Genomic DNA, 11,849 nt, shown 5'->3' with positions numbered 1-11,849 from the left:
GCCGTGCGCGTCGCGGACGTCCGTCCAGTCGGTACCGCCTTGCTCGGCGCGGATACCGAGCAGCAGCAAGGAAACCACGGGCGTGGAGGCGTCCTCCGGTGCGCCGAGCTCGACGCGGGCGCGCGAGCCGAGGGCTTCCTCCAGCACGGTCCGCAGCGCCGCGTCGATGTCGGTGATCACCCATCGAGGGTGCACCCGCGCACCGTGCCAGGTGGACGGTCGAGCTTGCCCGATCGGGCAGCACGGGGTGCCCGCGCGACGGGCTGGAGAGCACCTGGGAGTCCGCGTCGCAGCTGTGAGGCTGGCGACCGAGACAACCGGGAGGACCTATGCCGAACTACTTGGCGCCAGGGGTGTACGTCGAAGAGGTGTCCTCGGGCTCCAAACCGATCGAGGGCGTCGGAACCGCTGTCGGCGCGTTCATCGGCTTCGCCGAGAAGGGGCCTGTGAACGAGCCCGTGCTCGTCACCAACTGGACGCAGTTCACCCAGACCTTCGGCGGTTTCGTCGACGGCGCCCACCTCGCGCACTCGGTGTACGGCTACTTCCTCAACGGCGGCGGGCGTGCCTACGTCGTGCGCGTCGGCGCGGAACGCCCGCGCGGAGCGGTCGCGCAGCTGCCCACCGGCGCGGACACGCCGCCGTTGACTCTGCGCGCGCTGCCCGGGGTCGAAGCGGAGATCTCCGTCGCGGTCGAGGAGTCCACAAAGGACACCTTCAAGCTCGTCGTGAAGAAGGCGGGCAAGGTCGAGGAGACCCACGAGAACCTGAGCACCCGCAAGGGGCCCGGCTTCGTGGTGACGGCGCTGCGCCAGCGTTCCAAGCTGATCGAGGTCGAGGAGCAGCAGGCGGGCAAGCTCGCCGCCCCGGTGACGGGAACCGAGGTCGTGCTCGCGCACGTGGAAGCGGCACCGGCGGTGTCGGCGCGCGACTACATCGGCGATGCCGCCGACCGCACGGGCTTCGCCGGGTTGGAGGCCATCGACGACGTGACCATGCTGTGCGCGCCCGACCTCATGGCGGCGCACCAGCGCGGTCTGCTCGACGACGACGGTGTGAAAGCCGTTCAGGAAGCCATGATCGCGCACTGCGAGCTGATGTCCGACCGCGTCGCGATCCTGGACAGCCCGAAGGGCCTCAACGCCCAGCAGGTCAGGAAGTGGCGCACGGACTTCGCCGGCTACGACTCCAAGTACGCGGCGATGTACTGGCCGTGGGTCAAGGTCGTCGACCCGTTGTCCGGCAAGACCCGTGAGGTCCCGCCGAGCGGTCACCTCGCCGGGATCTGGGCGCGCAGCGACGCCACCCGCGGCGTGCACAAGGCCCCTGCCAACGAGCAGCTGCGCGGCGTGGTCGCGCTGGAGCTGGCGATCACCAAGAGCGAGCACGACGCGCTCAACCCGATCGGCCTCAACTGCCTGCGCGCCTTCCCCGGCCAGGGCATCAGGGTGTGGGGCGCGCGCACGCTCTCCAGCGACCCGGAATGGCGCTACCTCAACGTGCGCAGGCTGTTCAACTATGTGGAGAAGTCCATTCTCCAGGGCACGAACTGGGTGGTGTTCGAGCCCAACGACCCCAAGCTGTGGGACTCGGTCAAGCGCACGATCACCATGTTCCTGCGCGGGGTCTGGCGCGACGGCGCGTTGTTCGGCCGCACCCCCAACGAGTCCTTCTACGTCAAGTGCGACGAGGAGAACAACCCGCAGGAGAACCGGGACAACGGCATCCTCACGGTCGAGATCGGTATCGCCCCGGTCAAGCCCGCCGAGTTCGTCGTGTTCCGCATCTCGCAGTACGCCGAGGGCGCAGGCCTTGAAGAATAAGGGGAATCGACGATGATGGGATTGGGTCCCAACCAGAACCAGGACGCGCTCACCGCCGCCAGGTTCTCCATCACGGTGGACGGCTACGAGCTGGCCTGCTTCACCGAGCTGACCGGTATCACCACCCAGGTGGAGCCGGTGGACTACATGTACTCCTCCGACCGCGAGGTCGGGTTCAAGAAGCTGCCCGGCTCCAAGAAGCCGCCGACGGTGATCCTCAAGCGCGGCAAGACCGGCGGCATGCAGCTGTGGGCCTGGCACGAGGCCGTGCTCACCGGCAACATCGTCGCCGCGCGCAAGAGCTGTTCGCTGGTCATGTACAACTTCGACGGCCAGCCGGTGGCGCGCTACTACCTGGAGAACGCCTGGCCGTCGAAGCTGGAGATCGGCGCGCTCAAGGCGGGCTCCAACGACGTGCTCACCGAGTCGGTCACCATTGTGTGCGAACACATCCAGCGGGTGGCCCCATGAGTTCGGCGCTGCGCACGGAGTACCCGTTCACGCTGCCGCGCGGCTACGTGGACGACGCGGGCACGACGCACCGCGAGGGCGTGATGCGGTTGGCGACCGCGCGCGACGAGCTGACCCCGCAGACCGATCCGCGAGTCCGGCAGAACCCGGCCTACCTGACCGTGCTGTTGTTGGAGCGCACGGTCACCAAGCTCGGCTCTCTGTCATCTGTGGACACCTTTGTGGTCGAGAGCCTGTTCGCATCGGATCTCGCCTTCCTCCAGGACCTCTACCGCCGGATCAACCAGGAGGGCCACACCGAGGCTTCGGTGAGCTGTCCCGGCTGCGGCACCGACTTCTCGGTGGACATCGCCGGTGATGCCTCGGGGAGATCCTGACGTACGCGGCCGACCGCCTGTGGGAGGAAGTCGCGTACGTCGCCTACTACCTGCACTGGCCCTTTGAGTCCATTGTGGACATGGAACACCCGGCCCGGGTCAGGGTCATCGAGGAGATCGGCGCGATCAACGGCCGTCTCAGTGCCGTCGAATGAGCAGAAGGGAGTTCGCCATGCGCTGGTCGTGGCCTTGGGTTCGCGCACAGGCGCGCGAGCAATCGCGCGGGCGCGCCGTCACCGCACGGCCGCGCCAGGAGTGGCGGCGCCTGCCGTCGCTGGGCCTGACCTTCCGCGCCGCCCCGCCCGTGGTGGGTGTTCCGGTTGGCGAGCTCCCCGAGGTGCGAGTGATCCGCCCGCTCACTCACGCACCGGTTCTCCGTTCCCGTTCCTTCGACGCACCAAGGGGAATCGTCCAGGGAATCACCACAACGATCCCCACTTCGCCCGCGCCGGAGCCATGCTCGGTGGAACTGCCAGCGCCGGTGCACCGCGTCGCGCCGGTCCGGCCAACACCGGTGACCCCCGAGCCGCTGGTGTTCGCCGAACCGCGCTTCGTGGCTGAGCCAAGGGAACCGGCGCAACCGAACCGGCCGCCGGAGTGGCTGAGGCAGGTGCAACTGCCCCCGGCGCCGGAGCCGCTGCGACACCCCTCCGAGCCAATGCCCTCGGTCCTGTCGTTCCCGCCCGTGCCGCAACAAACACCGCAGCCGCAGGCGCACACCCCCGAGCCCGCACCGAAGCCACGACCGAGGCGCAACCTCGGCCAGTCGCGCAGACTCGGCCTCGGCGCGCCGATCCCCCAGGTGCCCTCGGCCGATGACGAGGAGGAAGCCGAACCCGAAGCGGCAGAACGCCTCCCGTCGCACGAACAGCTCGTGCTCGCACGACCGACCACCGAACGGGTCCCGGCGGATCTCGCGGCGGACATCAGCGCCGCGCACGGGACCGACGTGTCCGACGTGATCGTCCACAGAGGACCGGAGGTCTCCGCGGAAGCCGCTTCGCGCGGCACGCGCGCGTTCACCCGGGACGGCGAGGTGCACCTGCCGGCCGAGGCCGGACCGATCGACGCGCCGGAGGTGCGCGGGCTGCTCGGCCACGAGCTGACCCACGTCGTCCAGCAACGCACGCTCGGCACCTCGCTGCCAGCGGAGAACTCCCCGCACGGCATCGCGTTGGAGCTGCAAGCGGTGCAGGGCGCGGAATGGGCTGCCGGGCGGAGAACACAACCCCCGGAGCTGCGCCACGTCGCGCCGCGCCAGGACGTGGGCCGGGAGCTCGTGCGGCTCGGCATCGCCCACTACGACGGCGAGGGCGCGATCACTGCAGGGCCGTCACTGGCCGCCAGCGGTGCGGTGCAGCACGAACTGCCGCACGACAAGATCAGAGAGATCGCCCGCGAGCTGGCCGCCAGCGAGCTGAAGAGCAAGGACGGCTTCGGCGACCCGACGGAGGAACAGCTCACCCGCTGGTTCGAGATCGTCCGCGAAGCCGGTGGCGTCACCGCCCACGTCGGCATGGACGACCAGGACCTGCGCGTTATGGCGCGCAAGCTCGTCGAGGTGGCCAACCGGGTCGTGCACAGCGGGCGTCCCCCCGAGTACCACGAGGTCGACGAGATGCACGAGGTGCTGAAGTCGTTGCTGTCCTCGACCTCCGCCGACAGCGGCGCCCACGTGCCCGTGGAGTACAAGAGCTGGGGGGAGCTGCGGCGCGGAGCCCTCTCCGGGCTGCTCGGCGCGACCGGGCTGGACCCCAGCCGGTCCGAGGTCGACAGCGCCGATCGCTACCTGGGCAAGGGAATGGGCAAGGTCGGACTCGGCCGGTTCTGGTCAGCGCCCGAGCTCGACGAGGCACCCCAGCCGACGGAAACACCTGACAGCGCGACGAAACTGCGCAAACCGGGGGCGAGCTGGACCGCGCCGTGGAGCCAGCCAGAGGTACCGGAGGGGCCGGAGGCCAAGGAGATCTCCTCCTGGGGTGAGCTGATGGGCCGCGCCGGGAGCACGTTCGCCAGGTCGCTCTTCAGCACCGCCGGGATGCACCTCACCGAGGACGAGGACCGCACGGTCACGGACATGGCCTCGCACCCCGGCAGGACCGCGAACTGGTTGCGGGACAACGCCAGTGCCGTGGTTCGGGAGCGCTCCGCCGAGGCGTGGAAGGACTGGGAACCCTCGCCGCACGAGGAGACCGAGCGGGCGGTGGAGAACGCGAAGCTCAACAACGGCAAGAACGAGTTCGCCGAGCTGAACTTCGACGAGCTGTTCCAGAAGATCTACCAACGGGTTCGCAGTGCGCTGCGCGAGGACCTGATCGTCGGCCACGAGCGGGCCGGGCGACTGTCGGGTCTCGGCTAGCACGGGGAGAGGAGCAACACCATGCCGATCGGCGAGCAGGCCCGCATCGCGATGGCCAACCGGTTCGAGGTGCTGATGGACCACGGGGCGCACAACCTCGGCAGCTGGTCCAAGGTCCAGGGCCTCGACGTGAGCTGGGACGTGGTGGAGTACCGCGCGGGCGACGCGGGGAACGACCGCTGGTACTTCCCCGGCAACACCAAGTACCAGACGATCAAGCTCGAACGCGCGGCCTGCGAGGACTCCACGAAGGTGCGCGACTGGCTCTCGGCCACCTCCTTCAAGCACGGCAGCCACGGCGGCTCGGTGGTGCTGCTCGACGCCACCGGCAAGAAGGTCATGGAGTGGGAGCTGCGCGACGTGATGCCGGCCAAGTGGTCGATCTCGGGCTTCGAGGCGATGCAGAGCAAGGTCGCGCTGGAGACCCTCGAGCTGATGCACCGCGGTTTCCTCGACGACCAGATCAAGTTCTGAGAGGGCGCGATGTCCTTGTCCGCCAACGCCCGGCTCGGCATGGCGATGCGCTTCCACGTCGAAGTGGACGGCATCGACCTCGGTGGCTGGCGCAGCTGCAAGGGGCTGGCCGTCACCTTCGAGACCGAGGCCTTCGTCAGCGGCGGTGACTACTCGTCCAAGACCTACCTGCCGAAGTGCGTCGACTACGCGCCGGTGACCCTGCAGCGCGCGATGGTCGCCGCGGACTCCGCCCGCGTGCAGGGCTGGCTGTCCACGCACGTCGAGAAGTGGATGAACGGCTACGGCCTGCACGAGGGCGGGACCGCGCGCATCACCCTGCTGGACGCCGCGGGGGACAAGGTGAGCAGCTGGAGGCTGCGCGAGGTGCTGCCGAAGAGCTGGCGCGGCCCCGACCTGGACGCCAAGGGCGCCGAGGTGGCGATCGAGCAGCTGGAGCTGCTGCACCGGGGATTCCTGTGAGCGGGAGGAGAGACTGATGCTGGAGGCCGTCGCCGGGGTCGCGGAGGGGTTCATCCCCAAGCCGGGCCAGGCCGCCCTGGTCTGCCGCTCGCTGACCGCGCTCGGGGTGGTGCCCTTCGACCTCAACCCGGAGCAGATCGTCCTGCACCGGGCCAACGAGGTGGAGACCCACGGCAACTCCTCCTCGGGCTCCAGCCCGCCCTACTTCAAGAAGTCGGACATGCCGACGATCACCCTGTCCGGCCTGATCTTCGAGGGGCCGGACACCAAGCCCAAGTGCGACCGGCTGCTGAACTGGCTCACGCCGACGGGTGGCCTGCTGGACGGCCTGCTCGCGGGGGGCATACCGCTGTCGGTGGGAGCGCTGGCGGGCAAGCTCGGCGTCGGTCCGAAGATCGGCGGGCTGATGATGCGGCCGTTCCAGGACTACAGCACGAAGCTGCCCACGCTCACCTTCATCTGGGGGATGCCGATCGTCGCGTTCACCTACGACGTCGTCCTCCGTGACGTGAACATCACCTACACGCGCTTCAGCAAGCTCGGGATTCCGTTGCGCGCCAAGGTGAACCTCAAGCTCGTGGAGATCAAGAACATCTTCTCGACGCTGCCGACCAACCCCACGTCCGGAGGTCCGCCCGGCCGCACGGGGCACACGGTGACCGAACAGGAGACGCTGCCCGGCATCGCGCTTGAGCACTACGGCAGGCCGGGGGACTGGCGGCGCGTCGCCGAGGTCAACGACGTCGAGGACCCGATGCGGGTGCGCCCCGGCGACACGCTCTACCTGCCCAACCCCGACGAGCTGCACGAGGAGGCGGCGTCGTGATCAACCCACTCGGTCTGCTCGGCAACACCCCCGACGGCGAGAGCGTCCGCGCCGTGGTGCTGATCGGCCAGCTCACGCCGATGCCGCTGAGCCTGGACACCGAGCACCGCATCCGCCGGGTGGTCGTCGACAACGACGCGAACCTGCCGGGAATGTTCGAGATCACCTTCGAGGACCCCGAGGGCTGGCTGGTCGACCGCAACGGCTACGGCATCGGTTGCCGCGTCGCCGTCCACGACGGCCGCTCCGGCAACGAGCTGATCGAGGGCGAGGTCACCTCGATCGAGGCCAGGTGCGCCGACGGCCTCCTGCTGACGGTGCTGCGCGGCTACGAGAAGGCCCACCGGTTGCAGCGGGCCAAGCGGTCGAGGACGTTCCTCTACCAGCTCGACTGCGTCATCGCCGCGCGGATCGCGGCCGAGCACGGCCTTTCGATCGGTCTCATCGAGCCGACGACGCGCGTGCACGCCCACCTCGCCCAGGTCCAGCAGACCGACTGGGAGTTCCTGCAGTGGCGGGCCAGTGAGATCGGCTTCGAGACCGGGGTCGCCGGTGGGAAGTTCTACTTCCGCAAGCCGGTGCGGCCCGGCGGCCTGCTGATCGGCATCGCGAGGACCCTGTTCGGCAGGCAGACCACGGTGGAGTTCAAGAAGGACCTGCTGAGCTTCCACCCGAGGCTGACCGCCGCCTCACTCACCCCCGACGTCGAGGTCCGCGTGTGGGACCCGTGGGCCTGCGGCGTCCGGGTCGGCAGGTCCGAGCTGAGGGCGCTCACCGCGAAGATCGCCGACGACGCGCCCGCGAACCTCGCCAAGATCTTCATCAAGTCACCGCTGATCCCGTTGGCGATCCCGAAGCCGCCGGTCCCGCCGGTGCTGTCCGCGCTTGGCGTGCCCATGGTCAACCCGGAGCCCAGCCCCACCGCACACGTCGTGGTCGACCAACCGGTGGCGACCGGCATCGGCTCCGGCGGCGCCGCGAACGACCTCGCCGAGGCCATCGGCGACCGGATGGTCTCCGGCTACGCCGAGGCCGAGGGGCGGGCGCTGGGCAACGCGCTGATCAACGCGGGCGGGCTCGTCAAGGTCTCCGGCGTGCCTCGGCAGTTCGAGGGAACGTGGGCGGTGACCAGCGCCCGGCACGTCTTCGACGACTCCGAGGGCGGCTACATCACGCACTTCACCGTCTCCGGCAAGCACGACCGCTCGCCGTACGGCCTCACCTCGGGCGTGCGCCCGCAGGCCCCGCGCATCAACGGAGTCGTCTGCGGCGTGGTCAGCAGCATCACCGACCTGTTCCGCCGCAACAGGGTCAAGGTGACGCTGCCGTGGCTCTCGCCCACGTTCGAGACCGACTGGGCGCGCGTGGTCAGCCCGGGCGCCGGGGTGGACAGCGGCACCCTGTTCTTGCCCTCGGTCGGCGACGAGGTGCTGGTGGCCTTCGAGTTCGGCGACGTCCGGCGGCCCTACGTGCTCGGCGGGCTCATCAACAGCAAGACCTCCTTCGACGTGAGCGAGTCCGCGGTGCTCCCGCTCGGCCCGGCCGCCTCGGTCATGCGGCGCGGGATCTCCACGCCCAAGGGCAATCAGCTCCTCTTCGAGGACACCTTGGTCAGCTCGAAGGTGAGCCTGGGCAACAAGGACGACTGCGCGACGCTGACGCTGGACAGCCTGCTGGGCACCGCGACCCTGAGCGCGACACCGGCGGTCGGGGCGGGCGGGCGGATCGTCATCGAGTGCGGGGGCGCGGGCGTCGTGCAGATCAACGCGGGACCGGCGGGCGCCGTCACGGTGGACGGCGGGGCGGTGCTGAACCTGACCGCGAAGGCGGCGGTCCGCATCGCCAGCGACGGCATCGTGCAGATCAAGGGAACCATGGTCGAGATCAACTGAGGAGGTGGGCAGTGGGTGAACAGCAGACCGACCGCTTCGTCGGAGCGGGCTGGGCCTTCCCGATGGGGGTCGGTCCCACCGGCGGGATCGCGTTGGTGCGCAGGGAACAGGAGCTGGAGCAGGCGATGCGGCTGATCCTGTCGACCTACCCCGGGGAGCGGCCGATGCGGCCCGCTTTCGGCAGCAGGCTGCGCGACTTCATCTTCCGGTCAACGGACCCGAGCACCGCGGCCGAGCTGGTCCACGAGGTCCGGCAGGCGTTGCTGCGCTGGGAGCCCCGGGTCGACGTCGCCGACGTGCGGGCGACGCCGGACGAGGACGACCCTTCCGTGCTGTACCTGGACATCCAGTACGTCACCAAGGGCACCAACGACCCCCGCAACCTGGTTTTCCCGTTCTACACCGTTCCCGACGACGGAACCGACTACTGACATGACCACGTGGGGGGACCTGCCGTGACGCTACCCGTTCCCGACCTGGACGACCGGCGGTTCCAGGAGCTCGTCGACGACGCCAAACGGCTCGTCATGCGGCGCTGTCCGGAGTGGACCGACCACAACGTCTCCGATCCCGGCGTGACGCTGATCGAGACCTTCGCCTACATGACCGACGTGCTGCTGTACCGGCTCAACCGGCTGCCGGAACGGCTCTACGTGAAGTTCCTGGAGCTGATCGGCGTGCGGCTGTACCCGCCCGTCGCCGCGCGCGTGCCGGTCACGTTCTGGCTCTCCGCGCCCGCGACGGCACCGCTGCGCATCGATGAGGGCACCGCCGTCGGCACGCTCGTGAGCGGCCCGGACGACCAGATCCTCTTCGCGACGACGGGCACGCTCGACATCCTGCCGTGCGAGCTGAAGTCTTTGCGCACCAAGGCCTCTGGCGCTGAGGAGTCCGTCGAACGCCTCGCAGCGCTTCGGGTGGGCGAGCAGTGCGCGGTCTTCTCCGCACGCCCGGCCCCCGGCGACGAGCTGCTGGTCGCGTTGACCGAGCCTGCTCCCAGCTGCGCGGTCCGGCTCAGTGTGGTGTGCACCACCGAGGGCGTCGGTGTCGACCCCGCGCGGCCTCCGCTGCTGTGGGAGGCGTGGGACGGCGGGTCCTGGGTGGAGTGCCTGGTCACCGGGGACGACACCGGAGGGCTGAACCGCTCCGGAACGGTCATCGTGCACCTGCCCGACAACCACGATGTCGGGGTCTTCGACGGCGAACGCGGAGGGTGGTTGCGCGCCAGGGTGATCGAGTGCGAGAGCGAGCAGCCGGCCTACAGCGCCTCGCCCGTGCTGCGCGGGATCGAGGTCGGAACGGTTGGTGGCACCGTCGGCGCCGTGCACGCCAGGAACGTTTGCGACGAGACCCTGGGCGAAGCCGAAGGCGTTGCGGGACAAAGGTTCCGTGTCGGTCACACGCCGGTCCTCGTTGACGCGGGCGATGTGCTGCTCCAGGTCGCCTCCGACGGGGGCTGGGTGACGTGGGAGCGCGTCGAGCACTTCGCCGACAGCGGGCCGAGGGACAAGCACTTCGTGCTCGACGCCTCCGGCGGTGTCGTGGAGTTCGGGCCGCTGCTGCGTGAACGCGACGGCAGCACCCGGCAGTACGGCGCGGTGCCCGAAGCCGGCGCGACCGTGCGCATGGCCCGCTACGCCACCGGCGGTGGCAGGCGCGGCAACGTCGTGCGCAGCGCCATCCAGACGCTCACCTCGGCCATCCCGTTCATCTCCGCGGTCGAGAACCTGGTTGCCGCACAAGGCGGTGTGGACGGTGAGACCGTCGAGCAGGCCAAGGCGCGCGGACCGCAGACGCTGCGCAGCCGGGACCGCGCCGTCACCACCGAGGACTACGAGGCCATCGCGACCGCCGCGGCGCCCGAGCTGAGCCGGGTGCGCTGCATCCCCGACCACGACGACGAAGGCGGACTCCGCCTGCTCGTCGTGCCCTCCGTGCCCAACCCCATGGGGCGGTTGCAGTTCGAAGACCTCGTGCCGCGACAGGACACCGTGGACAAGCTCGTCAAACGGCTCGAAGAGGTCCGCGTCGCCGGTGTCCGCGTCGTCGTGGAACCGCCGCTGTACAAGGGCGTCACCGTCGTGGCACGCCTGCTGGCCATGCCGTACTCCGACGTGGACAAGGTGCGCGAGCAGGCCATGACCACCCTGCACCAGCTCCTCAACCCGCTCTCCGGCGGTCCCGACGGCACCGGCTGGCCGTTCGGCCGACCCGTGCAGCAGGGCGAGGTCTTCGCCGCGCTGCAACAGCTGCGCGAGGTCGACCTCGTCGCCGAGGTCCGGCTCTTCGGCGCCAACCCCGTCACCGGCGTGCGCGGCAGCGAGACCCAGTGGATCGAACTGGAGCCCAACAGCCTCACCTTCTCCTACGAGCACCAGATCAAGGTGGAACGGCGATGACGCGCGGAGCCGTACCGGGGCTGACCTCCCCGCACCCGCTCGGCAAACTCCTGCCCGGCGTGTACCAGGAGGACGAGTTCGCCATGCGGTTCACCGCGGGGCTGGACGACGTCCTCGCCCCCGTTCTGTCCACAATGGACAACTTTGTGTCCTATGTGGACCCGTTGCTGACCCCGGAGGACTTCCTCGACTGGCTCGCCAGCTGGGTCGGCGTCGTCCCCGACGAGCGGCTGCCGCAGGACCGGCGCAGGCGCGCGCTCGCCTCCGCCATCGGCCACTACCGCTGGCGCGGCACCCTCACCGGCATCCGGGACCAGCTCGCCACCATCACCGGCCACCCCGTCGAGGTGGTGGACAGCGGCGGCGTGCTCGGCGCCATCTCTCCCGGCGAACCGCTGCCCGGCGAGGCCAGGCCGTGGATCATCGCGCGCATCCCCGCCCGCGCCGCCGCCGACCGCGACCTCGTCGACTCCGTGCTCGCCGCCGTGAAGCCCGCGCACGTGCCGCACCGGGTGGAGGTGGTCGACGATGCTCGTCTGCCGTAAGTGCGGCTGGGCCAACACCGGCCAGGACACCTTCTGCGGCTCTTGCGGGGGTTTCCTGGAGTGGACCGGCGAGGTCGTCAAGGCCCCGAAGCGCCCCGAGCCCGTCGTGGAGGAGCCCGAACCGCCGAAGCTCGGCTTCTGGCAACGCGTCCGGGTCAAGATCCACGAGTGGACCTACGTCGACGTCGGCACCCGCGACCCCGTCGAGCAGGCCGCCGCGG

General features: G+C 69.7%; 13 protein-coding genes and 1 pseudogene. 13 read left to right on the top strand and 1 reads right to left on the bottom strand.

The window, feature by feature from the left end; all coding sequences use genetic code 11:
- Nucleotides 1–180: hypothetical protein (locus CCN37_RS32635; protein ID WP_143261911.1), on the bottom strand; the 180-nt coding region annotated here is incomplete at its 3' end.
- 149 nt (nt 181–329) lie between these two features.
- On the opposite strand from CCN37_RS32635, the gene CCN37_RS32630 reads away from it, so the two are divergent.
- The 13 genes and pseudogenes from CCN37_RS32630 to CCN37_RS32570 form a co-directional block, all read left to right on the top strand.
- Nucleotides 330–1,823 (top strand): phage tail sheath family protein, encoded by a 1,494-nt coding sequence (locus CCN37_RS32630; RefSeq protein WP_086828366.1) that lies wholly within the window; start codon nt 330–332, stop codon nt 1,821–1,823.
- Between the two features lie 12 nt (nt 1,824–1,835).
- The gene (locus tag CCN37_RS32625) at nt 1,836–2,294 is read left to right on the top strand and encodes a phage tail protein (protein ID WP_086828364.1); all 459 of its coding nucleotides are present in this window, start codon (nt 1,836–1,838) and stop codon (nt 2,292–2,294) included.
- Nucleotides 2,291–2,671: a hypothetical protein gene (locus CCN37_RS32620; RefSeq protein ID WP_086828361.1), complete on the top strand. Its 381-nt coding sequence runs from the start codon at nt 2,291–2,293 to the stop codon at nt 2,669–2,671. The genes CCN37_RS32625 and CCN37_RS32620 overlap by 4 nt, the downstream gene beginning before the upstream one ends.
- A complete protein-coding gene (locus CCN37_RS42455) occupies nt 2,665–2,826 on the top strand; it encodes a DUF6760 family protein (RefSeq protein ID WP_371505341.1) in 162 nt (53 codons plus the stop codon). The genes CCN37_RS32620 and CCN37_RS42455 overlap by 7 nt, the downstream gene beginning before the upstream one ends.
- Before the next feature lie 308 nt (nt 2,827–3,134).
- A complete protein-coding gene (locus CCN37_RS32610) occupies nt 3,135–5,030 on the top strand; it encodes a DUF4157 domain-containing protein (protein ID WP_168200973.1) in 1,896 nt (631 codons plus the stop codon).
- A gap of 21 nt (nt 5,031–5,051) precedes the next feature.
- Entirely contained in the window at nt 5,052–5,504 is a 453-nt protein-coding gene (locus tag CCN37_RS32605; protein ID WP_086828354.1) for a phage tail protein, read from the top strand.
- 9 nt (nt 5,505–5,513) lie between these two features.
- A complete protein-coding gene (locus tag CCN37_RS32600) occupies nt 5,514–5,966 on the top strand; it encodes a phage tail protein (protein WP_086828352.1) in 453 nt (150 codons plus the stop codon).
- Nucleotides 5,967–5,982: 16 nt separating this feature from the next.
- The gene (locus CCN37_RS32595) at nt 5,983–6,792 is read left to right on the top strand and encodes a LysM peptidoglycan-binding domain-containing protein (protein ID WP_086828349.1); all 810 of its coding nucleotides are present in this window, start codon (nt 5,983–5,985) and stop codon (nt 6,790–6,792) included.
- Nucleotides 6,789–8,684 carry a phage baseplate assembly protein V gene (locus tag CCN37_RS32590; protein WP_086828346.1) on the top strand — a complete coding sequence of 632 codons (1,896 nt, stop codon included), beginning with the start codon at nt 6,789–6,791 and terminating at the stop codon, nt 8,682–8,684. The genes CCN37_RS32595 and CCN37_RS32590 overlap by 4 nt, the downstream gene beginning before the upstream one ends.
- An 11-nt stretch (nt 8,685–8,695) precedes the next feature.
- Nucleotides 8,696–9,115, top strand: coding sequence for a GPW/gp25 family protein (locus CCN37_RS32585; protein ID WP_371505336.1), 420 nt, complete (start codon nt 8,696–8,698; stop codon nt 9,113–9,115).
- 24 nt (nt 9,116–9,139) lie between these two features.
- The gene (locus CCN37_RS32580) at nt 9,140–11,083 is read left to right on the top strand and encodes a putative baseplate assembly protein (RefSeq protein ID WP_086828344.1); all 1,944 of its coding nucleotides are present in this window, start codon (nt 9,140–9,142) and stop codon (nt 11,081–11,083) included.
- Entirely contained in the window at nt 11,080–11,628 is a 549-nt protein-coding gene (locus CCN37_RS32575) for a phage tail protein (RefSeq protein ID WP_086828341.1), read from the top strand. The genes CCN37_RS32580 and CCN37_RS32575 overlap by 4 nt, the downstream gene beginning before the upstream one ends.
- Nucleotides 11,612–11,849, top strand: a pseudogene (locus tag CCN37_RS32570) (hypothetical protein); the annotation flags it as partial. The gene CCN37_RS32575 and the pseudogene CCN37_RS32570, both read left to right, overlap by 17 nt.

Source organism: Allokutzneria sp. NRRL B-24872 (assembly GCF_002155965.1).
Classification (GTDB): Bacteria; Actinomycetota; Actinomycetes; order Mycobacteriales; family Pseudonocardiaceae; genus Allokutzneria.
This window is presented reverse-complemented; position numbering and strand designations above follow the sequence as displayed.

Bases quoted from the DNA above. Each gene is read 5' to 3' on its own strand.
- CCN37_RS32630 (WP_086828366.1), top strand. From the start codon at position 330: ATGCCGAACTACTTGGCGCCAGGGGTGTACGTCGAAGAGGTGTCCTCG.
- CCN37_RS32625 (WP_086828364.1), top strand. From the start codon at position 1,836: ATGATGGGATTGGGTCCCAACCAGAACCAGGACGCGCTCACCGCCGCC.
- CCN37_RS32620 (WP_086828361.1), top strand. From the start codon at position 2,291: ATGAGTTCGGCGCTGCGCACGGAGTACCCGTTCACGCTGCCGCGCGGC.
- CCN37_RS32605 (WP_086828354.1), top strand. From the start codon at position 5,052: ATGCCGATCGGCGAGCAGGCCCGCATCGCGATGGCCAACCGGTTCGAG.
- CCN37_RS32600 (WP_086828352.1), top strand. From the start codon at position 5,514: ATGTCCTTGTCCGCCAACGCCCGGCTCGGCATGGCGATGCGCTTCCAC.
- CCN37_RS32595 (WP_086828349.1), top strand. From the start codon at position 5,983: ATGCTGGAGGCCGTCGCCGGGGTCGCGGAGGGGTTCATCCCCAAGCCG.
- CCN37_RS32575 (WP_086828341.1), top strand. From the start codon at position 11,080: ATGACGCGCGGAGCCGTACCGGGGCTGACCTCCCCGCACCCGCTCGGC.